This window comes from Bacillus sp. B25(2016b) (genome assembly GCF_001679765.1).
Lineage (GTDB): Bacteria > Bacillota > Bacilli > Bacillales > Bacillaceae_G > Bacillus_A > Bacillus_A thuringiensis_K.
In genome coordinates this window covers 1,907,040-1,931,351 of record NZ_CP016285.1, presented here as the reverse complement: position 1 = coordinate 1,931,351, position 24,312 = coordinate 1,907,040, and the positions used below count along the sequence as shown (strand labels likewise).

The window sequence follows — 24,312 nt, the reverse complement described above, 5'->3', positions numbered from 1 at the left end:
TATCTCTATTTTTGAAGAAAATGCTGTATTGTTCGCACCGTTTCTATCATGTGTGAAATAACAGCTATTAAATCATCAACATGGTCTTCTGTAATCGCTTTTTGAAATAGAACCTCTACCTTATTATGATATGAAATCGCTTGCTTATTATATTCGTATGAAACTTTCTGCATAATCATTCTTTCTTTTCCCCATATAGAACGCATTAATGTTTCAATTTCTTCACATTTTACTTCTGGTTGTTCTAACGGGAATGAAAATGCTAGCTTCATCTCACAACCTGGTGTAAACTGAGGCACTTCTAGTATTTCACCAGACAAGTTCTTTGCATCCACAGATAATGAAAATGTTGCTTCTACTAATGGTTCAAACGGTTCTGTTAATTGAAATGAGATATGATATATACGACTTAATGAAGCAAGATCCATCATATCTTTTCGATCTGTTACAAGAATATCTCCATGTAGATCAAAATCATACACAGCACCTTCTACGATTACTTTTAAATTGTCAAAAGCAGTTGGATCAAACATAATTTCCTCCAAAAAACAGGCGCCTTTCGATGGAAAGGCGCCACTTGATGTATATATAGTTTACAGATAAACGAGATGAATTACAACCTTTTAGAATAAACCTACTGCTTTTCCATCTTCATTTACATCCATTTGAAGTGCTGCTGGCTGTTTTGGAAGACCTGGCATTGTTAACATTGTACCTGTTAACGCAACGATAAAGCCTGCACCGATAGATGGTTTTAACTCACGAATTGTAACGATAAAGTCAGATGGACGACCTAATTTTGTTGCATCGTCAGAAAGAGAGTATTGTGTTTTCGCCATACAAACTGGTAGGTTACTCCAACCTTCTCCTTCATATTGAGCTAATTGCTTACGTGCTTTCGGAGCAAATTCAATATCTTTTGCGCCATATACCTTTTGAGCAATTGTACGAATTTTTTCTTCTAATGGTAATTCTAATTCATAAAGTGGTGCGTAGTTGTTTTCACCTTTTTCGATTTCTTTTAGTACTTTTTCAGCAAGGTCAACTCCGCCTTGGCCACCTTTCTCCCAAACTTCTGTTAAGGATACTGCATAGCCACGCTCATTACACCACTCTTGTAAGTATGTAACTTCTGCATCTGTATCTGTAATGAATTTATTAATTGCAATTACGAAAGGCACACCGAAGCTTTGAATTGTTTCAACATGCTTCTGTAAGTTTTCCATACCTTTTGCTAATGCATCTACATTTTCTTCTTTTAATTGATCTTTTGCAACGCCACCATGCATTTTAAGCGCACGAATCGTCGCAACAATAACAACTGCTTCTGGTTTAATGCCAGCTGCACGAGCTTTAATATCTAAAAACTTCTCAGCGCCTAAATCAGCACCGAATCCAGCTTCTGTAATAACATAATCACCTAATTTTGCTGCCATTGTTGTAGCGATAACACTGTTACAACCGTGAGCGATATTCGCAAATGGTCCGCCATGAATGATAGCTGGTGTATTTTCTAACGTTTGTACTAAGTTCGGCTTTAATGCGTCTTTTAATAATAGTGTTAACGCACCTTCTACACCTAAATCTTTAACCGTTACAGGTTGATTTGCAAAGTTATAAGCAACTACGATGCGAGATAGACGTGCTTTTAAGTCTTGAATATCTGTTGCAAGGCAGAACACGGCCATAATTTCAGATGCTACTGTAATGTCAAAACCGTCTTCACGTGGTACACCTTGTACAGGTCCACCAAGACCAATTACTACGTTACGAAGGGCACGATCATTTAAGTCAACACAGCGTTTCCAAACAATTTTACGTGTATCAATTCCAAGTGGGTTTCCTTGTTGGATATGATTATCAATAAACGCTGCTAATGCGTTATTGGCAGTTGTGATCGCATGGATATCTCCAGTAAAGTGAAGGTTAATGTCTTCCATTGGTACGACTTGTGAAAAACCGCCACCTGCTGCTCCACCTTTTAATCCCATCGTCGGTCCAAGAGATGGTTCACGAAGTGCAATTACTGTTTTCTTACCAATTATGTTAAAAGCTTGACCTAAACCAACTGTTACTGTTGATTTACCTTCTCCAGCTGGAGTTGGGTTAATTGCTGTTACTAAAACAACTTTACCGTCTTTCTCATCTTGTAAGCGCTTAAAAATATCAAGAGATAACTTACCTTTATAATGCCCGTATGGCTCTAATTCATCTTCTAAAATATTTAAATCAGCTGCAATTTCTTGAATCTTCTTCATACTCGCTTCTTGTGCGATTTCAATATCGGATTTCACTGTTGTAGTAGTTGTCATATACCCTAGTCCCCCTTTAATTGGTTCTGATGATATTGTATCAGTTTTTTGTATTTTCTGCACTTATTTACCTCCTAAAAATTCTTTCATTTCTTTATACGTTTTTTAACATAAATACCCATAAGAATGTTAACGATTGTTGCAACTCTGTAGGTAGTTGACCTAACATCTTCTCATTTACTCCGCGCTTATATACGCCGATGCCATCTACAACTTTAAAACCTTGTTCTTTCGCTAACTGTTCAAATTCCCAAGGCATCATTGTATTACAAACAACGTCTTTTCCGTACAAGCGAGGATAACTATTCTCTCGTGGCTTTGCTGTCGGTCCTAAAATTGCAATACATGCATATCCATCTTTCTTTAACACACGCTTTATTTCATTTAACGCTCGTAATGGCTCTTCCGTCCATTCTAAAGAATTAATTGCCATAATTGATTCAAATTGCTCATTTTCAAATGGTAATGCAGAAAGATCTCCTTTTATAAAAGATAAATTTGGTCCTTCCCCGCGCTCCTTACCTTTTTGAATCATCACTTCCGATAAATCTACTCCCACTGCTTTATAGCCTGCGCGACTTAATTTATATGTACCGTACCCATCACCACAACCAACATCGAGCACTAGTGCTTCTTTCTTCACGTATTGTTCAAAAAACGGAATAATTGTGCTCCTACTCCCGCTGTCCCACATCTCTTGACTATTTTGATTCCAAAACTCTGCACTACTATCCCATTTCTTTTCTGCTGATTCATGCCAATTAAATTTCGTCATACATTCCCCTACCTTCACGCTTTATCACTCATTTCATTCTACATCATTTTCCAAAATTCCTGTTTTATCCCGCTTGTAGTAAGACACCTACCTCAAAATTCAATGGATGCGGACCAGTTAATGGGAGAGAACTGCTAATAAAAATCCAATTGTTGCTGGCTGATAATCAGTCCTAGTGAAAAAAATCCCACACTCTATCTTCAATAGGAGATGGATATGTTAACGATGGAATACGTATTCTCCATTTTTTGCTTTACTTGGGTTTAACTCATACTCATGCTCTTCTCATTTTGAAAGATACTATAGATACACCCAATTGAAAGAGAGGGATGTACATGCGAAGAAAGAGAAATCATCATTTTAAAAGTGGTGAAAAAAACGAAGAGTATGCTGCTGAAATATCACCAGCTGGCATTCCAATTAGACATAAGCGTAAAGAAATTGCAAATGAAATAGAAGGTACAAATACCGGCGCAATGGTAGGCTATGTCGCTTTATTTCTTTCGTTATTCTCCATTGCTTTTTATCCAGTTACGCTCGGCTCCCTAGCAATTTTAGTTGGCCTATTAGCTGTCAATTTCGGAGCAAGAACACTTGGATATACAGCAATTGGTTTTGGTAGTTTTTCTGTTTTATTTACTTTACTTTATCCCCTTGCTTTGTCAGCGTTTTAAAAAAACACACCAAGTTATACTTGGTGTGTTCATTCGTGATACAACATAATATGACCGCATCCACAGCAATGTTTCGCTGTAATTTCTTGAAACACTGGATAATTTTCTTCATCCCTATGCTCAATAAAAACCTTTTCAAAACGGTACATGTTTGGCGCATATGCCCAATCTTGTTTCGTACGTGCATATAACGTTGAGGAAAAAAACTCCTCACCACCGCAAACGATACATGTATTCTTCATCGCTATCCCTCCTATGCTTGTCTTACTTCATCTATATGAACATAAGCATAAAAAAAAGACCTTCTATTACTAGAAAGTCTTCTCTGAAACAAAAAGAAATGTACCAAACATTCCTACTCCGCTATATTCTTTTGAAACACCAGCTTCTGTTTTAAATGTTTGCTTTACAGTCATAAAGAATACACCATTTCGTGCATCTGTACTTTCAAATTGTAGTTTTTCTTTTTTACCATCTACATTTTGCGTGCATTCAAAACTACTCTCGTTACAATTCAACGCATACTTATCCTGTACATACACTTTAAAATCTGATTCTTTCGGACAAGTTATAAGTAATATTGCCACGAGAATAATACTTATAATACCCACAATTGTATAATATTTCTTCATTTGTACTCCTTTCAAATGACAAGAAAACTTGACTTCATACGCCAAGTTTTCTTAGTCAACAACCCATTGCCACTCTTGTTCTTTCTTATCAAAAATGAGCCAACCTGTTTCTGTTGCTTCCTCTTTCAATTCATCGATATTATCTAACACCTCATCCGTACTTTCATACGAACCAACTACATATACCGGAATTTCAAGACCTCTTCTTGACTCAATCTTCCCTGCTAGATCTATGTAAAGACCATCTTCCATTAGTGGAATAAGTCCCATAATCAATTCTTTTGAAATCGCTGGGAAAATTTTTGATTTTTGGAAGAAAGAAAAACGTTTCTTACCGAAAGCACCGAGTTTATACGGAATGACTTTACTTAACATTCCTACAAAATCAGCAATTCTACGATAATACACTTTGTTGTACCATCCGTCATCATGTGAAAAATAAACAAATCTATTTTTCAACAGCGGAAAGAATGTTCTTGCAAGTGGTTCTTTTTTGTGAGCCAAATATAATAATTCTGCAATTTCTTTCGGCTCTAATTCATCTAAATCGCTTGCATCATCAAAATCTACCCAACAAAATTCATCAAATTCATCAATCTCTGCTTGAATTAACTTATGTATATTTTCTTCCTCAACATATTCAAATAAAGTATGATAATGAAAATCCGTCCATTCGAAGTTGTGCTTCAAAAGCAACACTTGATGAAGCGGTGAAGGGATGTTACTCGCAAACTCTTTAAACGTAATTCCTGATGTAATAAAACAATGACCTCGACGATTACCATTAATATATATCATATTCTTTACTTGGTCAGATCCTCCAGACAAAGCACCTAGCCACCTTCGTTTTATATGTTTCAATTCTATAGCATATTTTAACATGAAAAATTTTAGAAACATAGAAAAAACTTCAAAAACTATTTACAATTTCATGTGTTTTATTACATAGTGATTACAAGAAAAAACGCCTGCTCATAAGCAGGCGTTTTTAAAGGATTTCATCAGGGTTTTGAGGATGATGATTTCCCTCTTTCTTTTCTTCTTTTTGGAACATCGATTGAATTTTATCAATTGTTTGTGGAGCTAATTCAATCATTTTTTCTGCTAAATGTGTCGCATTTTGTAGATGAAGAATATTTACTCCATCTTTATTCACCACAAGAAATGCTACTGGTGTAATAGAAACACCACCCGCGCTACCGCCACCAAATGCAGCGTTACCGTTCGCTCTTTGTCCATCATTCGTTTGGAAATCAGAACCTCCTGCTCCAAAACCGAACGCTACTTTAGAAACCGTTAACACCACACCACCGTCAGCCGTTTGAACAGGCTCTCCAACAATCGTATTTACATCAACCATTTCTTTTAAATTTTCCATTGCTGCTTTCATTAACCCTTGAATTGGATGATCCACCGTTCATAACCTCCTTTGTCATATCTTTCCTAGTTTTTCCGAAAGTTTGTGAACTAAACATAAAATTTTATATTGATTTCAAAAAACTTAAGTTGTAATATTTAGAAAAATAAAAAAGAGTTCGATTCATTATGATGCGAAAATTAACAAAGAAAGATCATGAACAAGTATTCGCTTACCTAAAAGAAGAAGCAGCCCTTAACTTGTTTATTATTGGAGATATTGAAGCTTTCGGTTATGACACAGATTTTCAAGAACTATGGGGAGTATTTAAAGAGAATGGAACATTAAAATCAATTTTACTCCGATTCCACGATTCATTTATACCATATAGTAAAGAAGACTTTGTTACCACTGATTATGAGGCACTTCTTTCCGCATATAAGCCACTTAAACTCTCTGGCAAGTCAACTATTGTAGAAAGATTTGAAACTGCTCCAAGTGTACAACTAGGCGCCAAAAATGAAATGTATTTTTGCGAATGTCTAAATGACAACAACTTACCTAACACACCAATTTATGAAACAATTAAACTTGCCTCACTCGATGATATAGAACGAATTATGAAATTACGAAGTGACATCGCTGAATTTCCGACTACTAATGAATCAGAGAAAATATTAAGGCAGGCTATCGAAACAAATACAGGACGCACATACTATATTGAAAAAGATGGCGTGATCATCGCATCCGCCTCTACTTCCGCTGAAAATTCATTATCCGCTATGGTAGTTGGTGTATGTACACACCCGAATTATCGCGGAAATGGCTACGCTTCACTCATATTACAAAAAATGATTCAAGACTTTACGAAAGAAGGCCGAACACTTTGTTTATTTTATAACAATCCAGCTGCTGGACGAATTTATAAACGACTAGGGTTTAATGACATCGGGATGTGGACGATGTATCGATAATAAGAGGTACTCTATAAGAGGAAATAGTTGTAACTTAGCAATAAAAGCCGATTACACAAAAACTTCACACCGTTATTATGAAGAAACTACTTGTAAAGCCATGCCCCTAACTAAAACATGTCATGTATTCAAGCTAATTTTAGACAGATAAACGCCCCAATTGTTGCATCTACTCCAGCAATTGGGGCGTTTACCCTCAAATTCTTTCCACTATATTTATGAAACATTTATCACACCTATGTCGCTATTATCTTTACGTGCAAATGCCCTTCTAAATATTACTGCGTCTTATTATACTGTGCTTTAAAATCAATATATTCCTGTTTCGCATCTTTGTTATTATCCTGTTTCCTATTAAAATAAGTTATAATTTGGAACATATTTTCTACTAATTTTCCATCCCCATTCTTTTTCTTATAATCTATATCAATACTTAATTGTAATATCTGTTTTGGATTTTTTGCAGAGTCAAAACTAAGTGAAATTGTTGATCCATCATATTCATCATAGTTAATTTTTAACTTATCATTAATAATACTTTGGAATTCGGATTCAGTTAGTCGATATCCTACTGAATTAGGCTGATCAAACTTTTTTATATCATCCCCGGGCTTCATCTTTAGTTTCCCTATCCCTTTTAAACGATCTACAATTAAGTTTACGTATGAAACATCTAGATTTGAATCCGAACTTTTCACCTGTCCATTTTCATACTTAACATGAGTACTATAAATAGTTTCTTTTTTATAATTCTCATTTGTCCTTTTTCCCTTGTCTTTTTCTATATCAGTCGCAACTGTTTGTATCGCCTCTCCATATAAACTTTTATCTTTTGTATTATATACACCTTCCGTAGTTTGACGAATTGTCTTACTGTGCTCTCCATCTTCTTTTTGCTCAAACGTACTATAAATACCTCTTTGTTCCACAAAAGCATACCCATCATCACTCGCAGACATAACCGTCTTCATATCACCTTCATCCAATGCCTTAACAAATGGCTCATACTCTATCTTTTCTTCAAAAAAACTACATGCTTGTAGTAGGCTGATTGTTATTATGATACTAATCATTTTAAAAACCCTTTTTTTGTTCATTTCATCATCACACTACTCTCTCTACACTTTCGATCAGATAACCTTCTAATCACTTTAATCACCTTACATAATTAAATTTTCTTTTAAAAGTTAAAATACTCTCCTGTAAATAATTACTTTTCTATCATCAAAACTTACAATACACACTTTCTTTATGCCTTACGTTTCGATTTACTTTTTTTATTTTTCTTTTGATATCTTGGAGTTTCTCTTTTATGTTGCTCCCACGTTTTATTAAATGACGGAAATTTAAACCTGCAATATGCTAATAGCTGAAATTCAGCTGCTCCGATTGCTATCGTATACATTAAAACAGTACCTATTACATATCCAATAAAAGTATCAAACGCATAATCATTATGAAAATAAATCAAAATAAGAAGGATTAATGCGTATAGTGTAGCCCACTTCATCATCTTTCCTTTTGTTTTACTAAAGAAAGAAGCAGACCTCTCATCCATACTAAACGCACCTTCACTTGCCAATTTAAATGTATCTATTGTTGTTACAATATGGAAAATTACCGCTCCTAAATATAGCAAACATACATAATTCAACGTAATACGATCCATTGAATTATTAGCTATTTCAGAAACAACTAAAACTGTAAGTAATATAGTGCCATTTGAAATGCATTTAATATTACAACAATTGTTTGTAGCTTTTGAAATTTAAATTGTGCTTTTGGAAATAAATATAGCACGAAAAAAATTACTTGCAGAGCATATGCCAACACCTCTAGCTTAACAACCCCTATGTTAAGGAGAACCATACAGTACTCCCAACCACCTGATACAATAATAGAAAAAACGGCTATTGAACTATAAAGTATTCCTCCAAACATAAAACCCGTAGCCCCTTCAGGACTTAAACGATCATTACATGTCATTCGAAACTTATCTAAATCTTCTTCTTTTATATTCCACACCTTGACATTTCACCTTCTATACAGTTTAAATAATTTCCATTTACTTCAATTCTATTTCACTCTTATTTACTTTTCGATTTGGATTTTGTATTTCGCTTTCGAATTCTCCCTCGCATTCTCTCATTCTCTTCCCATGACATATTAAATGACTTGAATTTAAATCTACAGTACACCAATAGTTGGAATTCTGCCGCTCCAATGGCTACTGTATACAGTAAAACAATACCTACCGCATAAAGAACTAAAACATCAATTCCATAACCATTATGAAAATATATCAAAATAAACAGGATTAGCGCATATATTGTAGCCCACTTCATCACATCTCCTTTTCTTTTACTAAAAAATGAGATGGATCTTTCATCCTTACTAAACGCACCTTCACTCGCTTGTTTAAATGTATCAATTGTTGTCACAATATGAACGATAGCTGCTCCTACAAATAATAACCCTACACAAATTAAAGTCATTCGGTCAATTGAATAATCAGATATCCCAGGAAGAACTAACGCTGTAAATGTTATTGTACCTAATTGAAATGCATATAATAATACAACGAGCGTTTGGAACTTTTGAAATTTATAACGTGCTTTTGGAAATGAATATAGAATTAAAAAGATGAATTGTAAGCTATATAAAACAATTTCAGTTTTAACAATTGTTTTATCAAAATAAGTATGATAATAATCCACCCCCCCCATAAAAATAAAAAACATAAATACTGAAGTATAAACTATCCCTCCAATAAAGAAAACCATAGCACCCTCAGGACTTAAACGATCATTACATGTCATCCTAAACTTATCTAAATCTTCTTCTTTTATATTCCACATCCTGGCTCTTCACCTTCTATACGTTTCAATTATTTTTCAAACACTAAAATTCTATTAATATATTATTTATTTTTCATTTTGAATTTCTTATTTTGTTTTCAAATTCTCCCACGCATTCTCTCATTCTCTGCCCATGACATATTAAATGACTTGAATTTAAATCTACAGTACGCCAATAGTTGGAATTCTGCCGCTCCAATTGCAACCGCATACATTAAAACAGTTCCTACTCCATACATAACAAAAAAATCAATTGAATAATCATTTTGAAAATACATCAAAATAAGTAGTATTAATACATATATTATAGCCCCCTTAATCATAGCTCCTTTTGTCTTACTAAAAAAAGAGGTGGATCTTTCACCACTACTAAACGCACCTTCACTTGCTTGTTTAAATGTATCTAGCGTTGCTACAATATGAATAATAACTGCCCCTACAAATAGTAGCCCAGTATACATCCTACCAGTTGAATTGTCAGCCATTTCAGAGACAATCGAAACTACAAATAATATCGTTCCAAGCTGAAACGCATATAATAATATAACGAGCGTTTGTAACTTTTGAAATTTAAAACATGCTTTCGGAAATAGATATATAATTAAAAATATAATTTGAATACTAAATAACACAATTTCAGTTTTAACAATAGTTCTGTCAAAAAAATATTGTAGTAATTCAAATCCCCTACAAAAATAATAAACATAAATATTGAAATATAAAATATTGAAATATAAAATATTGTTCCAAACATAAAACCCGCAGCACCTTCAGAACTTAAACGACCTTGACATGTCATTCGAAACTTGTCTAAATCTTCTTCTTTTATGTTCCACATTCAGTTTTTCACCTTCTATACAGTTTAAATAATTTTCATTCACTAAAATCCCATTACATTCTTAACATTTTTAAGTACATAAATCTTTGTACAACTAAATTCACATAATCTTTTAGGTATATTATTACCATATTTCTTACCATAATCATCTAATCAGAATGCCTTTTGATGGTTCAAGTAGTGTTCTTTTTCCTCAAAAGTTCCAAATATTCTTCTTTCAATTAAGTATAACCGTCTTCTTGTCACCTTCATCCAATGCCTTTATTAGACTCTCATACTCTATTTTGATTTACCAAAACTATACGCGCTCAGTAAAACATAACTGTTATCACAATAACTATTTTTTACTACCCCTTTACTCATATCTTCACAACATTTATCGTTCTCAAAATTCAATTAAAATATATTATTTTTGATTTATATACTCTTTTTCATAATTTACATATTCTTTTTTGGAACTTTGATTATTATCTTCCCTGGTATGATAATATGTTGAAATCTCTTGATTGCGTTTTATAAGCTTATCTTCTTTTTTTTCTTCATAATTTACCGATATTGTTATTTGTGTTATTCTCATTTGATTTTCTTTTGTATTATTAGGCGTATTAAATTCAATCATCAATATTGCAGAATCAAATTTATCATATTTTAAATTTAACTTATCATTCATGATGTTTTTAAACTGCAATTCAGTTAAATCATAGCTTATTATGCTCGGTTCACTAGATCTTTTTGTATCTTCACTCGGTTTCAATTTACTAAGTTCATTTAATCCTCTAAACATTAATTTTACATATGAAACATTCATAGCTTGATCCTGGGCTACTGAACGGGATTTTTCATTTTTTAAATTTGTACTATAGACCGTTTCTTTTTTGTAATTTTGATTACTACCAACGTTTTTATCATTTTTTATATCAGTAACAACCTTTTGAGTTGTTTTCCCATATAAGTCGTCTTCTTTCACATTATATACTCCATGGGTTGTTTGATATATTATCCTGCTATGTTCACCATCTTCTTTTTCTTCATAAGTACTGTCGCTAGTCTCTTCTTTCACATATGCATATCCATCATCACTCGCAGACATAACCGTTTTCATATCACCTTCATCCAATGCCTTTACTAATCTCTCATACTCTATTTTTTCCCCGAAACTGCACGCTCTTAGTAAAAACGTTACTGTCATTACAATAACTATTTTTTTAACTAACCTCTTACTCATGCCATAACTACACCTTTCCCCTTATTTTATACATTACTTATTATTCAAATATTGTTTTTTATACTCCTCATATCGGGTTTTAGAAGCTTTATCGTTATCTTCTTTAGTATTTAAATAGATTGCTATTTTTTGATCATGCCTTATTAATCGGCCTTCTTTATTCTTTTTTTCATATCCCATTGTGATGCTTATTGTAGTGAATTCCATTGGATTTTCTTTTGAATCTTTCGCCGAACTAAATTCCATTAATAATATTGCTTCATCAAATTTATCGTAGTCCACCTTTAACTTATTATTAATTATTTCTTGAAATTCCGATTCAGTTAAGTAATATGTTACCTTGGATGACTCACTAAATCTTTTTTTATCTTTTTTTGGTCTTAAACTATCTATTCCCTTTAATCTATTAAATATAAATCGAACATTCGAAACATCCAAATTTTGATCTGGACTTTTTGATTGATTATCTTCATATTTAATACTAGTTCTATATACAATCTCTTCTTTTTTTTGCTCACTATTTAATGAACTAGCAATTTCTTGCAAAGTTGTTCCATAGAACTTTTTTTCTTTAATATTGTATACTCCTCCTGTTGTTTGATATACAACGCTAATGCGATTATCATTTTCCGCCCCAAACGTGCTATCCCTAACCTCTTCTTTCACATATGCATATCCATCATCACTCGCAGACATAACCGTCTTCATATCACCTTCATCCAATGCCTTTACTAATCTCTCATACTCTATCTTCGTCTCCCCAAAACCACATCCACTTAATAAACTTGATACTATTGACAGAACTATCATCATCTTGGCTTTCTTCTTTAACTTCATACTGACACCCCGTTGATTTCTCTAGGCATTTTTAAGTTCATTATGTTCCTTTTTGGAAAGTAATACATTTCACCCTTATTTACTTTTCGTTTTAGATTTTGTATTTCGCTTTCGCATTCTCTCATTCTCTTCCCATGACATATTAAATGACTTGAATTTAAATCTACAGTACGCCAATAGTTGGAATTCTGCCGCTCCAATGGCTACTGCATACATAACAACATTACACATAACATAACCAAACATTGTGTTTAATGAGTAATTATTATTTATATAAATCAAAACAAGAAGAATTAACACATAAATTACAGCACCTTGTATAACATGTCCCTTTGTTTTACTAAAAAACGAATCTGATTTGTCCCCACTACTAAATGCACCTTCGCTTGCTTGTTTAAATGTATCAACTGTTGTCACAATATGAACAATAATTCCACCTAATACTAATAGACCTACATAAACACGTGTATTGAGATCAATTGAATGCTCAATCATTCCAGAAAGAACAAATAACGTGCATCCGATAGTTCCAAGTTGAAATGCATATAATAATATAACGAGCGTTTGTAATTTTTGAAATTTATAACGAGCTTTAGGGAATAAATATAGAATTAAAAACATTACTTGCAAACCATATAACACTAATTCAATCCTAACAATTACCTTATCAAACAAGGTAGTATAATAATCTATTCCTCCTATAAAAATAATAACTATAAATAATGAAGTATAAAATATCGTTCCGAGCATAAATCCCGTCGCACCTTCAAGACTTAAACGCCTTCTGCATGTCATCCGAAATGCTTCTAAATCTTCCTCTTTTATATTCCACATCCTGACTTTTCACCTTCTATACAGTTTAAATAATTTTCATTCACTAAAATCCCATTACATTCCTAACTTTTTAAGTACATTCATCTTTGTGTAACTATATTCAGATAATATTATCTCTATATTAATTACCGTACATAATCCGAATGCTTTTGATAGTACAAATAGCCTTCTTTCTCCTCAAAAGCTCTAAATATTCTTCTCTCTTTCACTTAAGCATATCCCTCATACTCTATTTTTGTTTCTCTGAAATTGCACTCACTTAGTAAAAACGTTACTGTTATCACAATTGTATCTTCAGAAAGTTGATAACCTCCCATTGACAATATGCTAGGAGGTTATTACAGTTATTTAAAATTTGTTTTTTATTTTAATGGATTCGATTTTTGCAAATAATAATGTTATTTAATTTGAGAGAAGCGAATACTAAAAACATACTGCTTAATAACTCGTAATTAAGTCTTCACCCTCATATCTAGGGTCTTTCTCAACTTTACCATCTTTTGTTTTGATGACTTTTAGTCTACCTAACCACTCTGCTCCGTTATATGTCTCTTCACTTACCCATACATTATGCTTTTTACCATCTACCTCAACTACTAGTGTGGGGTGTGTAAATATAAATTCCTCCTCTACGTGCCTACCTACAATTTCTGCATGTAACGATGTACCTTCTTCAACTAGTTTACTATTTTGATACCCTTCGATAATAGGTAATCCAATAAATACAAAGAATATGAGTCCAAATACGATTACTTTCTTCTTTGTACTCCATTTATTCTTTTCTTTCAATTCCTTCTGTCTCGCTTCTCTTTCTTCGCGTTCATCCAAACTCTCATTTAAAGCGTCTTCCCATGCCTTAATTTCCGCTTCAATTTCTGCTTCAGCTCTTGCTAATTTTTCTAGTTGTTCATCGGTTGCTACCATCTCATATGAGTTATCTCCAACCAAACGAATTTCAGTACCATTTTCTTTTACTTTTCGCAAGTCTTTTTCTGTACAATTAAACTCTCGAATGATTTCCCCTTGTGTGTTTACCAATCTAACGTAAATGTTTTTTTCTCCTTCTTCTTAAACATCTGAACTCCCCCTTATTTGTTTCCTATCATAGATAACCCTATTGTAATTAAGAGAAAGAAAACGATAATAAGGAAAGTCTTCCCTTTGCTTACTTGTGTTGTAGAACCTTCCAAGACAGCCCATATAAAAATTGGGAAAAGAAGAATACCTAGGAGAATATCAACCAACTTGTTGCTACTCTTCTTTAGTGGTTTTTCTTCTACTATCGGTTTTATCTGAACTGCTTCTTTTCTTATTTGTTTCGGTTTCTTTTTCTTGCGTCTATGATTCACTCAACTTACTCCGCCACATTTTAAACTTAGCTGCAAATTGATCTTCAATTCTTCAAAACAAATCAGCTCCCTTAGAATGATTTATTATTATGAAAAGACTTTTCATAATTCACATAATCTTGCTTCGCTTTCCTCTTTAACTTCATACTGTCACCAGTTTCTCTAGGCATTTTTAGTTTCATTACGTTCCCTTATTGTTCCTATCATAAATCCTAAAGCATCCTTAGGACTCCAACGATGTTTACATATCATCTGTAATTTATCTGAATATTCTTTTATATTATACATTCAAGTGCCCCACCTTTAACCACATTCACTTAAATCATGTAGATTAAAAATAAAAACCTTCTCATTTTAACAAAAAGAGAAGGTTTTCTTACTGTTATACATTCATGCCATATTCAAAACTTTCCCTCTTGAAATAACGTATTATAGTTAATCTTTTTAATTTTAATTTTATTTTCACTATTAATTTAGGCATTTTTACTTTTCTTAAAAAACACCACATATGCAAATAATGACGAGATTAAGAGAAATACACCTGCCCCTATACCCTCATATATTTTAAAATAAACAGCAGCAATTATCACAAATATTGAAATTATTATTATTAGAATCATTGTATATTTCACTATAAATTCTAACGCTTTATAGATAGATACTATTGTCCTTTCAAAAAAACTTTTCTCTGTTTCCGAAATATTCCGATTTTTATCCAAAATAATACCTTTCCCTCTTTCCAAATTGACTTTCGAATAAATTTTCCCTTTCAAAATAAGAACAAAGCGAACTGCAGAACGTAACTACTCCCCATACAGATTGACCCAACTGAAAAATCTCATGTCGAACTATTCAATCAATTGCATATGGATTTTAGAATAAAAAAACCTCCTCATTCTAACAAGAAGAGAAGGTTTTATTTATGTCATTTCCCCAAACCCTATTCAAAACTATCTCTTTTATGATATTTCCATATTTTAAAAGTCACAAGCTTAAAATATTATTCTTCATTAAATACAGCAATCTTCACTTCAACATACTGTAAAGACTCATCACCGCTAAACACATGATAAATTGGCGAGGCTAAATTCAGATTATTATCCTCCATATACAGAAGCATTTCACCATATACCTGCTCTGTTAATTTTTCATAATCTCCCGTATATCGTTTCATGAGCATCTCATCAACATAATAATAGCTCCTAAATTGAAGTGTTTCTGATGCTGGAATTTTATCTTCATTCACTGGCATGAATAATTCAACGTACATATTTTCATCAGATGGTATATTTTTCAAAGCATAAAACATCGGACCTTTTACTGTTAAATTCTCTGTTGCAATTTCTGACATAAAATGTTCAATTGCTTCTTCCATATCTTCGTAATGAAAATAGTACTCTTTCGAAACAACATTTGTATATGCAATACTTTGTCCTTCAATTATCATTTTATTGTTTCACCTACTTCTCTAATAGGAGCATAAATATCTAGCCACATGTCACCGTATACGTCTAAACATACGTGATAAAAACCATTATCTAACTTGATATGATGCTGTTCTGCAAACTCATGTATTAAATTATAAGCCTCCTCAATATCACCATCTTCATCAGTAAATCGAACACTTAATGCCTCTTCAATAATTAATCCATCAACGTATTCATATGCAGAATTCTCTCCCAATTTAACACGCTCATTTACTGGAACAGAATACGTATATTCACCGTACTCTGGTTCATTTTCCAATGGCTGATATTTAAAAAGAACAGGACCTACAGCATATATTCCATTATGAACAACTTGATTTCTCAGTGCGATAGCAGGTAATAACCAATCTTCTTTTTTTACAATTTGAGTAATACTAATTAAATTTAAAAGTGATAATGCTTTATATTGAATTTTCATAATACCTACTCCTTTTACTATTCTTTCTCTTGGCTATATATTCTTTTGTTTCTTCAAATGTCACTTACGCTCTCTTTCATATTCCTTCCACATTATAGTAAATGGCGAACATTTAAACCTACTATACTCATTTCCTTTACGCCTTACGTTTTGATTTACCTTTTTTATTTTTCTTTTGATATCTTGGAGTCTCTCTTTTATGTTGCTCCCACGATATGTTAAATGAAGGGAATTTAAATCTACAATACGCTAATAGCTGAAATTCAGCTGCACCAATGGCTATCGTATACATTAAAACAGTACCTATTACATACCCAATAAAAGTATCAAACGCATAATCATTATGAAAATAAATCAAAATAAGTAGGATTAATGCGTATATTGAAGCAACTTTCATCATAGTTCCTTTTGTTTTACTAAAAAAGGAAGCGGATCTTTCATTCATACTAAACGCACCTTCACTTGCCTGTTTAAACGTATCAATCGTTGTCACAATATGAACAATCACTGCTCCAAAAAATAAGAAACCTACATATACTAATGTAATTCGATCAATTGTATAATCAGACATTCCAGGAAGAATTAGAGCCGTGAATAATATCGTACCTAATTGAAATGCATATAATAATACAACAAATGTTTGTAACTTTTGAAATTTAAATCGAGCTTTTGGAAATGAATATAGAATTAAAAAAATTATTTGTAAGCTATATAACACAAGTTCCATTCTAACGATTGTTTTCTCAAAGAAAGTAGTATAATAGTCCCAACCAAACGTTACTAAAGTACCAATAAGAAAAAACATCATTACTGAAACAAACACTATTGTTCCTATCATAAATCCAAAAGCACCTTCAGGACTTAATCGACGTTTACATGTCATCCGAAATTTATCTAAATCTTCTTCTTTTATATTCCACATTACCTATATGCACCTTTCTTGTAGTCTTATTACCAAAATATAGATCCAAGTTTGTGTGTTACTTTTTTAACTCCTTTTTTAGCAAGATCAATTGCATTGTCTTCTCCTCCTAAAAAAGACCATTTTTTATTAATTGCCCATGTAAGTCCTACGGCAACACCAGCTCCAACCACAGTTCCAAGCGGCGGAAGGAAAAACGACCCTGCTACAGCACCAGCGGCCATCGCTCCAGCATTTGCTCCAATATCTACAGCTGAATCTGTTGCTATATCAGCTACATCATGTAACTGCCAACCATCATCTTTAGTAGCGTCTACAACATTCCCTCCGACTGACACAACAGCCCCAAAAATACCTGCTCCTTTCAATACTGTGGCCGGTTTCCCCATACCTTTAAACATTTCTTTCCATTTTCCAGGATGTAAATCCTTTAAACCGTCTGCATAAGCAGTCTTAAATGCACTCAATCCTCTCTCCCCAATTGCAGTAGGCAATCCTTTCTTCTCCCAATCAACGTGGAAATCTTGATAACTTTGAAACTCTGGTAATTTTAAAATGGTTTTTCTTGCTTTTTTTATTTGTGCATTTGTTGTTTTTAAATCACCAAATTCAAATTCTAATTTATTCTTGATAAATCGAACTAAAACATCATCATTATTATCCATTGTAAGGATTTTTGCTACTTTAACCAAATCTTCTTTCTTTAATGTCGATAGTTCATATACTCCTTTCCCTTTTCGACCTTTAGGATCAAAAAGGACGTCTAAAGCATAATTCTTTTTAACATAATGCATGCGTATATAGGAAGCTAAAAGAGCCTTAGTTCCCTTAACACTAATGTCGAATTTGGTCATTGTATCTGCCATTACCTTAATGATATTTCCAATTGCCACGCTAGATATAAGCTTCCCTATTGCAGCGATAGACAAATTTCCATTATTCACTTTTATTTGTTGCATTCCCTCATCTATCTTACGCATTAATTCATCAAACTCTTGCAGGTCACTTTGCTTACTGTTATAAGTCTCTAATTTTTCTAATGTCTCACTGATTTCTTTTTGGCTTTTTACAGCGCCTTCAGTGATGCTTGATGATGATGGATATTGAATTGCGACGATGTCACTAATCGTACCTACTGTTTTTTTCGCCTCTTCATTAGAGTGGCTAAATCCCTCACTATATCCATTAACTTTTTTCTTTACATCATCCAAATAACTTCCATGAATTTTTGCATCTGCATCACTGTCAACCTCACTGTTAAACTCCTCTATTGCTTTTTGAAATTGACTTTTTAACATTTCCGTTGTAACTGTAAATCCAGTGATAACAGCTCCATGAACTGTAGATAAATGATTCTTAATAGTATCAGCAGCTTTCCCTTGAAAAGAGTTAATTTGTGTAAAGTCCTCTATTTTTTGCTGCAATGTTTCCAAATGTTGATTTAACTCTTCAGCACTTGAATTAAACCGCTCTTGCAGTTCTTTTACTTCTTGTAACTCTATGATTTTGCTCATATTTTCCCCCTCCTATCCCTTTACATAGCACGGTGAGCTGAACTGTCTTTCAAATCTTTTCCAAGCTTTTCATCTTGCTGAACCATTTCTTGTCCTGTTTGCTGAATTCTACTAATATCCTTTTGTAGTATTTGTTCATATTGCTGCACTTTTTCCGATAACTTTTCAATCGCTTCACAATATTTTTTCAGTTTACTTAAATTCGTACGATGTAACTGCATACCATTAAATTTAGTCTTACCTAAATCACTAGCACCACTTTTCAAATCACTTACTTTCGCATCAAATACCCCTTTATTTAATTTAATTTCCCCCATTTATCATTTCCCCGCCTTCTGTACTTCTACTTGAATACTAGCGTCAACCATTGAAACACTTCTACTTAGAGAAAGAATACTAGACTCACATGTAGCGATTTCTCTTTCAAGCCGCCGTATAGCTTGATCGATGTCTTCTTGCACTCTCCCTAGTTCTCCGATAAACTTCCCTAAATTCGAAATGACTTGTTGTTCATATGTTTCTTTAAAAGTAGTTGCTCTTTGCCCTTTCCAACTACTCTCGTTTATTTCTAAGGACTTAAACTGCTCTTGATTTTGTTTAATTGCTTCAAGATTATTTACAAATTTCCCTTTAGCAGTTATTAGCCTTCTTAGTTTCATTTGTAGTTCAGCCAATTGCCCTTGTTGATGACTTATACTACTTAATAAACCAGATTTTTGACTATTTAATTCCTCTATCCCCATGCAAATCCCCCCTTAAATAGTTGGCACTTTAATTCTAGTAGCAAAACGATTTTCAACAAAATACCCTTCAAATGGATTTAATTTTGTACTACTTAAATCTTTATTAGATACATCGAAGACCATTTGGCCTGATGATTTTCTAAGTAAAATAACATGAGATTGCGTTTTTATTGTTTTTGAAACTAAGTCGTATCGACTGTCAATTGAATCAACATCACAGCCAATTACGAAGTGGATGCCCATAAATGCACCATTTGTTATTAATTCCGCTAAACTATATATATCGCTATCCTCTAAATTACTTAAAATATCATTTACATCTGCAATTACGATTACAATCGGCTTAAATTTCTTAATAAATTCTGCCGGGTTCACTGTTTCACTTGATGCTTCCTGCTCCTCTTTAAACGCCGCTTCTCTCGATTTATAAGCGTTTGTAACTTGTTTAATCGTTTTCTCAATTCCTGTTTTTTCAGCTACATATAAAGCAGCGCTCTCTCTATAGTTTGAGAAATTTCGTGTTCTTGTATCAATTAAACCTAGGTCAAAGTGTCCACTGTCTGCTAACTGTTGAAGGAATTGATGAACTACATTTTCAACTTCATCTTTCTTAATTCCCCCTACAACAATATTAGACGCTTCCGTTAAATCTAATTCGAGAGGCGTAACGTTTTCTGTCTCTACACCAAATGTTAGTTTGCCTGCTTCAATAATTTTTCTTGTTTCTGGCCATGCAATAAATTCTTTGTATTCTAGAACTTCAGGTACCATAGGAATTGCTTTCGGTCTTTCTCCATCCCAGAAGGAATCCATCTCTTTTCCTTCAGCTTGTATATTTTCAATTCGAGTAAGGACATCTTCTCCATCTGTCGGTAAAGCTGTTTGGAAGATTGTTGGTTCGTCAATTTTAACTAAACCACGTCCTGCTAATTCTTCAATTTTCAACTCTGTTCTTCCTACAATCGCTCTAGATTCTGCCTCATCTATCATATATAGAGCAATTTGTAGTTTAATATTTGTATTTACTTGTACTCTCAATGCATTTTGACGTGTAGCTGTAAGCATTAAATGAATTCCTACCGCTGCCCCTTCACGTACAATTTGTGCAATAATGCGTTCAAAATCTTCGACAAATCCAGCTTCTCTAACAGCATCATAGTTATCTAACGTAATTAATATTGTTGGTAATACTTCTTTACTAGCTCTCTCATACATTTCAAGACTCGCAACGCCATATTTACTTAGCAATTGCTTTCTATCTTTTAATAGGTCTTCTATGCGACGAAGAAACTTCTCGCATTTTTCAACTTGGTCTAATGTAATGATGTCTGCCACATGCGGTAAAGATTTTAATGGCATTAAACCATTTGTTCCGAAGTCTAATAAATACACATGCAAATGCTCCGGACTATGTTGACGAGCTACATCCATAATGACTGATTGTAAGAATGTTGATTTTCCGTAGCCTGGACTTGAGAAGACCGCTACGTGTCCGTCTTTACTAATATCTAATGTTAATGGTTTTTGTGATTGTAATTCAGGCTGATCTAGTAGACCAATTGTTGCTTGTAATGGTTTCTTTTCTTTCGTCCATGCTTCTTTGAACTGAATAGCATGTAAGTCTTGTAAATATACGCTTTCTGGAAGTGGTGGTAACCACGGTCTTGCTAATGCTTCAATTTCATTTATTTCTGCGTAATCGTGAATGTAGTCAATAACAGCATCCAGTTCAGATGGTACGCTTATTACTTCTTTACTGCTACCAAGTCCACTTAAGTCTTCACTTAATATTTCATATTGTCCTAGATCATTTATTGCATAGATTGTTGCATCTAAATGTTCTTTATCCTCTTTATTTTCTACATAGTCTGCTCCGCTCCAAGCTGATTGGAATAGTTCATAAATTTCATTATTCCCAACTTGTAAGTAAGCACGTCCTGGTAATGTAATTTCAGCAGCATCCGGTGTTTTTAAAATTTCATTACTATCTGACGTATTTTGAACTTTTAATGCTAGTTTGAATTTCGAGTTACTCCAAATTTGATCATCTACAACACCACTTGGTTTTTGCGTAGCTAATATTAAATGAATTCCGAGTGAACGACCGATACGCGCTGTTGAAACTAACTCTTTCATAAATTCTGGTTGTTCTGACTTCAGTTCCGCGAATTCATCACTAATTAAAAATAGATGTGGCATCGGTTCACTTACTAAGCCTTCTTTATACAGTTTTTGATACTGATTAATATGGTTTACATCATTTTCGCCAAATAATCGTTGTCTTTTTTGTAATTCAGCTTTAATTGATGCGAGCGCTCTCATACTTTGTGCTCCATCTAAGTTCGTAATTGTTCCTAATAAATGTGGTAAGTTTTTGAATAAATTCGCCATACCGCCGCCTTTATAGTCAATGAGAAGAAAGGCTACTTCGTAAGGATGGAAATTGACTGCTAGAGATAAAATATACGATTGTATAATTTCCGACTTACCTGAACCTGTTGTACCCGCTATTAACCCGTGTGGTCCGTGTGCTTTTTCGTGTAAGTTTAAGTTTACGATATCTTCTTTACCACGTAATCCAAGTGGTACGGCTAAAGATTTATGCGCTGCATTTTTCTCCCAGCGACTTGTGATATTCAGTTCTTTTACTTTCTCAACACCGTACATTTCTAAAAATGTTACACTTTCTGGAATACTATTTTTTAAGTTTTGCAAATGATTTAATGGTGCTAATGCCCGTGAAATATCTTCTAAATTGAACCCTTTTGGCACATGATTTAGTTTAAATTGACGGTTAACAAGCTCTCCTTGCTCTAAGATGATGTTCCCTTGTTTTGCATCTCTTATATCTATTACCGTTTTCACATGCTCCGGTAAACTTTGCATAACATCTTGTACAAATACAAGTGATACACCTAATTGACTCGGATCATCATTAAAGAATTCCATAACAACATGGTCTAATATTAGTTTTTCATCTGTAATGAGAACGACATAGTGCGGTGCAAAGTACATTTTTTCATTCGTTGAACTTTTTTCATCTAGTTTTAATTTTCGTTCTTTCAATATTTGATACAAACTATTTAACACTTGATCACGGCTACGATCATGGTATACAAATCCACGTACATTTATATCGCGAACACTTCCGTGAGGTAACCAGCGCATCCAATCCCATTTTTCTTTTTCTTCTTCCGGAAAAATAGTAATAAACTGCAAGTCATAATAACTATGGAATAAAGCCGTTTGTGCAACTAATAATTGTAATTGCTCTAACACTAAAGAGCGTTGGCCAATATAACCGACTGGTCCATTCATTAAATCTGTTACAACTGGTACATCTTCCAATGATAGATAACGCTGTCTTAGTTCACGTGCTATATCGATTAATTCATCTTTCGTTTGACTAAATTCTTCTTCATTAAATTGAATTTCAAAACTCGTATTAGCTTGTCCTGTTCCAACGCTAAATGTTAAGAAATCATGATGTAACATTGTTTTTTCATAAATTCGAGGATTTACTTGAACTGCCATATTACGTATTACTTCTACATTTGGATTGTGATAATGTAATGCGTGACGCTGTTTTTCACTTTCTGCATGTAAATCTTTCGTTTTTTGTTTTATATACTCTCTATAGCTTTTATCTCGTTCAACAATGTCGACTTTATATTGCTTCAAATTTTTAATATACGATGTGACAGAAACAATGATTGTTACTAATGTCATCGCAATCGATGCGATAATAAACATTCCATATTTCATGAAAATAGCAAGTAATACAGTTACGACAATCATGACAAGTGAAGGTGCAATGATTCTTGCTAAATGCTCCGTTGGTTTTGATGGCATACTTGAAGGCTTTGCAATTGTCATTTTCTCTTCTGGTTCACGGTAAATAATACGTGGTGAACGATGATAGTCTGGATAACCACTTTGATAATTCGTTTCTGATTCTACTAAAATAGGTAACGCAGATTTCACTTTATCTTCTGAAGAAAGTACTTGAATGTCTTCACTACCAATCTCCAATAAAATACCATCAAAATATAATACGTCTCCTGATTCCAACATAACGCTATCTTTTAACTTCGTATAATTATGAAATACATCCCCGCCATACACGTTCACTTTAAAAGAATCGTACAACGTTTCGCGAGATAGCATTAAATCTACACTAGTCCCGGTAATAGAAATATCATCGTAATCGTTTTGACTCACTGTAAGAGAATGTTTCGTTCCAATATCAAACACTTTAGTTGTGCCAACAATAGATATAAAGATTTTCAAGCTCACATCTCTTGTTTTCCCAATCTCAATTTCCTTATTGAATTCTATTAATTGATCCTGTACCATCCAAGCATTTACTTCATTATTCCACTTTAACTCTACTTCTTGTTCTAAACTTGGATTCGTAATATCATTTGTCCACTCTTTTCCAATCGACACTATTGATTGCTCATTTGGATGTAATGTGCACTTATATATTTTGTCTCCATAAGTCAATACTAATAGTTGCTCCATCCGTGTTCACTGCTCCTTTTCAACTGTCTCATCAAGTGC

The 24,312-nt window shown here is 33.4% G+C and carries 25 protein-coding genes and 2 pseudogenes; 2 read left to right on the top strand and 25 right to left on the bottom strand.

What is annotated here, in order from left to right; translation table 11 throughout:
- Positions 1-5 precede the first annotated feature (5 nt).
- The 3 genes from BAQ53_RS09960 to BAQ53_RS09950 all read right to left on the bottom strand — a co-directional run bounded on the left by BAQ53_RS09960 (position 6) and on the right by BAQ53_RS09950 (position 3,087).
- A complete protein-coding gene (locus BAQ53_RS09960; RefSeq protein WP_000460219.1) occupies positions 6-533 on the bottom strand; it encodes a hypothetical protein in 528 nt (175 codons plus the stop codon).
- Positions 534-623: 90 nt separating this feature from the next.
- Positions 624-2,312, bottom strand: a complete 1,689-nt coding sequence (locus tag BAQ53_RS09955) for a formate--tetrahydrofolate ligase (RefSeq protein WP_347876355.1) — start codon at positions 2,310-2,312, stop codon at positions 624-626.
- A 94-nt stretch (positions 2,313-2,406) separates the two neighbouring features.
- On the bottom strand, positions 2,407-3,087 hold the full coding sequence (locus BAQ53_RS09950) for a class I SAM-dependent methyltransferase (protein WP_000160041.1): 681 nt from the start codon (positions 3,085-3,087) through the stop codon (positions 2,407-2,409).
- Positions 3,088-3,422: 335 nt separating this feature from the next.
- On the opposite strand from BAQ53_RS09950, the gene BAQ53_RS09945 reads away from it, so the two are divergent.
- Positions 3,423-3,761 carry a hypothetical protein gene (locus BAQ53_RS09945; protein WP_001253201.1) on the top strand — a complete coding sequence of 113 codons (339 nt, stop codon included), beginning with the start codon at positions 3,423-3,425 and terminating at the stop codon, positions 3,759-3,761.
- Between the two features lie 29 nt (positions 3,762-3,790).
- On the opposite strand, the gene BAQ53_RS09940 is transcribed toward BAQ53_RS09945, so the two are convergent.
- From BAQ53_RS09940 to ytfJ, 4 genes are all read right to left on the bottom strand, one after another.
- Positions 3,791-4,003 carry a hypothetical protein gene (locus tag BAQ53_RS09940; RefSeq protein WP_000798747.1) on the bottom strand — a complete coding sequence of 71 codons (213 nt, stop codon included), beginning with the start codon at positions 4,001-4,003 and terminating at the stop codon, positions 3,791-3,793.
- A 69-nt stretch (positions 4,004-4,072) separates the two neighbouring features.
- Complete coding sequence (locus BAQ53_RS09935) at positions 4,073-4,393, bottom strand: hypothetical protein (RefSeq protein ID WP_000761174.1); 321 nt, start codon at positions 4,391-4,393, stop codon at positions 4,073-4,075.
- Positions 4,394-4,444: 51 nt separating this feature from the next.
- Positions 4,445-5,221 carry an oxalate:formate antiporter gene (locus BAQ53_RS09930; protein WP_000014087.1) on the bottom strand — a complete coding sequence of 259 codons (777 nt, stop codon included), beginning with the start codon at positions 5,219-5,221 and terminating at the stop codon, positions 4,445-4,447.
- 160 nt (positions 5,222-5,381) lie between these two features.
- Entirely contained in the window at positions 5,382-5,807 is a 426-nt protein-coding gene (gene ytfJ, locus BAQ53_RS09925) for a GerW family sporulation protein (protein WP_000349986.1), read from the bottom strand.
- Between the two features lie 131 nt (positions 5,808-5,938).
- Between ytfJ and BAQ53_RS09920 the strand changes: the two genes are divergently transcribed.
- Positions 5,939-6,724 carry a GNAT family N-acetyltransferase gene (locus BAQ53_RS09920; RefSeq protein ID WP_000984751.1) on the top strand — a complete coding sequence of 262 codons (786 nt, stop codon included), beginning with the start codon at positions 5,939-5,941 and terminating at the stop codon, positions 6,722-6,724.
- 278 nt (positions 6,725-7,002) lie between these two features.
- Here BAQ53_RS09920 and BAQ53_RS09915 read toward each other — a convergent pair whose 3' ends face one another.
- The 18 genes and pseudogenes from BAQ53_RS09915 to essC all read right to left on the bottom strand — a co-directional run bounded on the left by BAQ53_RS09915 (position 7,003) and on the right by essC (position 24,273).
- Positions 7,003-7,797, bottom strand: coding sequence for a DUF3952 domain-containing protein (locus tag BAQ53_RS09915; RefSeq protein WP_000623464.1), 795 nt, complete (start codon positions 7,795-7,797; stop codon positions 7,003-7,005).
- A 176-nt stretch (positions 7,798-7,973) separates the two neighbouring features.
- A pseudogene (locus BAQ53_RS09910) lies at positions 7,974-8,749 on the bottom strand (hypothetical protein).
- Between the two features lie 62 nt (positions 8,750-8,811).
- A complete protein-coding gene (locus BAQ53_RS09905) occupies positions 8,812-9,582 on the bottom strand; it encodes a hypothetical protein (protein ID WP_000267119.1) in 771 nt (256 codons plus the stop codon).
- Positions 9,583-9,680: 98 nt separating this feature from the next.
- A pseudogene (locus tag BAQ53_RS09900) lies at positions 9,681-10,420 on the bottom strand (hypothetical protein).
- A gap of 217 nt (positions 10,421-10,637) precedes the next feature.
- Positions 10,638-10,685, bottom strand: a complete 48-nt coding sequence (locus BAQ53_RS26215) for a hypothetical protein (RefSeq protein WP_229163603.1) — start codon at positions 10,683-10,685, stop codon at positions 10,638-10,640.
- Between the two features lie 141 nt (positions 10,686-10,826).
- A complete protein-coding gene (locus tag BAQ53_RS09890; RefSeq protein WP_208906819.1) occupies positions 10,827-11,645 on the bottom strand; it encodes a DUF3952 domain-containing protein in 819 nt (272 codons plus the stop codon).
- Positions 11,646-11,678: 33 nt separating this feature from the next.
- Positions 11,679-12,482: a DUF3952 domain-containing protein gene (locus BAQ53_RS09885; protein WP_000768465.1), complete on the bottom strand. Its 804-nt coding sequence runs from the start codon at positions 12,480-12,482 to the stop codon at positions 11,679-11,681.
- Positions 12,483-12,557: 75 nt separating this feature from the next.
- Positions 12,558-13,316 (bottom strand): hypothetical protein, encoded by a 759-nt coding sequence (locus tag BAQ53_RS09880; protein ID WP_208906818.1) that lies wholly within the window; start codon positions 13,314-13,316, stop codon positions 12,558-12,560.
- A 438-nt stretch (positions 13,317-13,754) separates the two neighbouring features.
- Entirely contained in the window at positions 13,755-14,300 is a 546-nt protein-coding gene (locus tag BAQ53_RS09875) for a hypothetical protein (RefSeq protein ID WP_208906817.1), read from the bottom strand.
- Positions 14,301-14,404: 104 nt separating this feature from the next.
- A complete protein-coding gene (locus tag BAQ53_RS09870; RefSeq protein ID WP_208906816.1) occupies positions 14,405-14,665 on the bottom strand; it encodes a hypothetical protein in 261 nt (86 codons plus the stop codon).
- A 473-nt stretch (positions 14,666-15,138) separates the two neighbouring features.
- On the bottom strand, positions 15,139-15,384 hold the full coding sequence (locus BAQ53_RS26445; RefSeq protein WP_097856355.1) for a hypothetical protein: 246 nt from the start codon (positions 15,382-15,384) through the stop codon (positions 15,139-15,141).
- Positions 15,385-15,665: 281 nt separating this feature from the next.
- A complete protein-coding gene (locus BAQ53_RS09865) occupies positions 15,666-16,112 on the bottom strand; it encodes a DUF5085 family protein (protein WP_000582719.1) in 447 nt (148 codons plus the stop codon).
- Complete coding sequence (locus BAQ53_RS09860) at positions 16,109-16,570, bottom strand: DUF5085 family protein (protein WP_000701786.1); 462 nt, start codon at positions 16,568-16,570, stop codon at positions 16,109-16,111. The genes BAQ53_RS09865 and BAQ53_RS09860 overlap by 4 nt, the downstream gene beginning before the upstream one ends.
- A gap of 136 nt (positions 16,571-16,706) precedes the next feature.
- Entirely contained in the window at positions 16,707-17,492 is a 786-nt protein-coding gene (locus tag BAQ53_RS09855; protein ID WP_000267115.1) for a hypothetical protein, read from the bottom strand.
- 29 nt (positions 17,493-17,521) lie between these two features.
- Positions 17,522-19,006: a T7SS effector LXG polymorphic toxin gene (locus tag BAQ53_RS09850; protein WP_000034623.1), complete on the bottom strand. Its 1,485-nt coding sequence runs from the start codon at positions 19,004-19,006 to the stop codon at positions 17,522-17,524.
- Between the two features lie 20 nt (positions 19,007-19,026).
- Positions 19,027-19,323, bottom strand: a complete 297-nt coding sequence (locus BAQ53_RS09845) for a TIGR04197 family type VII secretion effector (RefSeq protein ID WP_000503885.1) — start codon at positions 19,321-19,323, stop codon at positions 19,027-19,029.
- Between the two features lie 3 nt (positions 19,324-19,326).
- Complete coding sequence (locus tag BAQ53_RS09840; protein WP_000510565.1) at positions 19,327-19,749, bottom strand: YwqH-like family protein; 423 nt, start codon at positions 19,747-19,749, stop codon at positions 19,327-19,329.
- A gap of 12 nt (positions 19,750-19,761) precedes the next feature.
- The gene (gene essC / locus BAQ53_RS09835; protein ID WP_208906815.1) at positions 19,762-24,273 is read right to left on the bottom strand and encodes a type VII secretion protein EssC; all 4,512 of its coding nucleotides are present in this window, start codon (positions 24,271-24,273) and stop codon (positions 19,762-19,764) included.
- Between the last annotated feature and the right edge of the window lie 39 nt (positions 24,274-24,312).

What these genes read in the sequence shown, in the direction of transcription:
- BAQ53_RS09880 (WP_208906818.1), bottom strand. Translation starts at nt 13,316, where the DNA reads ATGTGGAATATAAAAGAGGAAGATTTAGAAGCATTTCGGATGACATGC.
- BAQ53_RS09850 (WP_000034623.1), bottom strand. Translation starts at nt 19,006, where the DNA reads ATGAGCAAAATCATAGAGTTACAAGAAGTAAAAGAACTGCAAGAGCGG.
- BAQ53_RS09945 (WP_001253201.1), top strand. Translation starts at nt 3,423, where the DNA reads ATGCGAAGAAAGAGAAATCATCATTTTAAAAGTGGTGAAAAAAACGAA.
- BAQ53_RS09860 (WP_000701786.1), bottom strand. Translation starts at nt 16,570, where the DNA reads ATGAAAATTCAATATAAAGCATTATCACTTTTAAATTTAATTAGTATT.
- BAQ53_RS09890 (WP_208906819.1), bottom strand. Translation starts at nt 11,645, where the DNA reads ATGAGTAAGAGGTTAGTTAAAAAAATAGTTATTGTAATGACAGTAACG.
- BAQ53_RS09885 (WP_000768465.1), bottom strand. Translation starts at nt 12,482, where the DNA reads ATGAAGTTAAAGAAGAAAGCCAAGATGATGATAGTTCTGTCAATAGTA.
- BAQ53_RS09960 (WP_000460219.1), bottom strand. Translation starts at nt 533, where the DNA reads ATGTTTGATCCAACTGCTTTTGACAATTTAAAAGTAATCGTAGAAGGT.
- BAQ53_RS09935 (WP_000761174.1), bottom strand. Translation starts at nt 4,393, where the DNA reads ATGAAGAAATATTATACAATTGTGGGTATTATAAGTATTATTCTCGTG.
- BAQ53_RS09905 (WP_000267119.1), bottom strand. Translation starts at nt 9,582, where the DNA reads ATGTGGAATATAAAAGAAGAAGATTTAGATAAGTTTAGGATGACATGT.
- BAQ53_RS09940 (WP_000798747.1), bottom strand. Translation starts at nt 4,003, where the DNA reads ATGAAGAATACATGTATCGTTTGCGGTGGTGAGGAGTTTTTTTCCTCA.
- BAQ53_RS09920 (WP_000984751.1), top strand. Translation starts at nt 5,939, where the DNA reads ATGATGCGAAAATTAACAAAGAAAGATCATGAACAAGTATTCGCTTAC.
- BAQ53_RS09845 (WP_000503885.1), bottom strand. Translation starts at nt 19,323, where the DNA reads ATGGGGGAAATTAAATTAAATAAAGGGGTATTTGATGCGAAAGTAAGT.
- essC (WP_208906815.1), bottom strand. Translation starts at nt 24,273, where the DNA reads ATGGAGCAACTATTAGTATTGACTTATGGAGACAAAATATATAAGTGC.
- BAQ53_RS09950 (WP_000160041.1), bottom strand. Translation starts at nt 3,087, where the DNA reads ATGACGAAATTTAATTGGCATGAATCAGCAGAAAAGAAATGGGATAGT.
- BAQ53_RS09955 (WP_347876355.1), bottom strand. Translation starts at nt 2,312, where the DNA reads ATGACAACTACTACAACAGTGAAATCCGATATTGAAATCGCACAAGAA.
- BAQ53_RS09840 (WP_000510565.1), bottom strand. Translation starts at nt 19,749, where the DNA reads ATGGGGATAGAGGAATTAAATAGTCAAAAATCTGGTTTATTAAGTAGT.
- BAQ53_RS09855 (WP_000267115.1), bottom strand. Translation starts at nt 17,492, where the DNA reads ATGTGGAATATAAAAGAAGAAGATTTAGATAAATTTCGGATGACATGT.
- BAQ53_RS09865 (WP_000582719.1), bottom strand. Translation starts at nt 16,112, where the DNA reads ATGATAATTGAAGGACAAAGTATTGCATATACAAATGTTGTTTCGAAA.
- BAQ53_RS09915 (WP_000623464.1), bottom strand. Translation starts at nt 7,797, where the DNA reads ATGATTAGTATCATAATAACAATCAGCCTACTACAAGCATGTAGTTTT.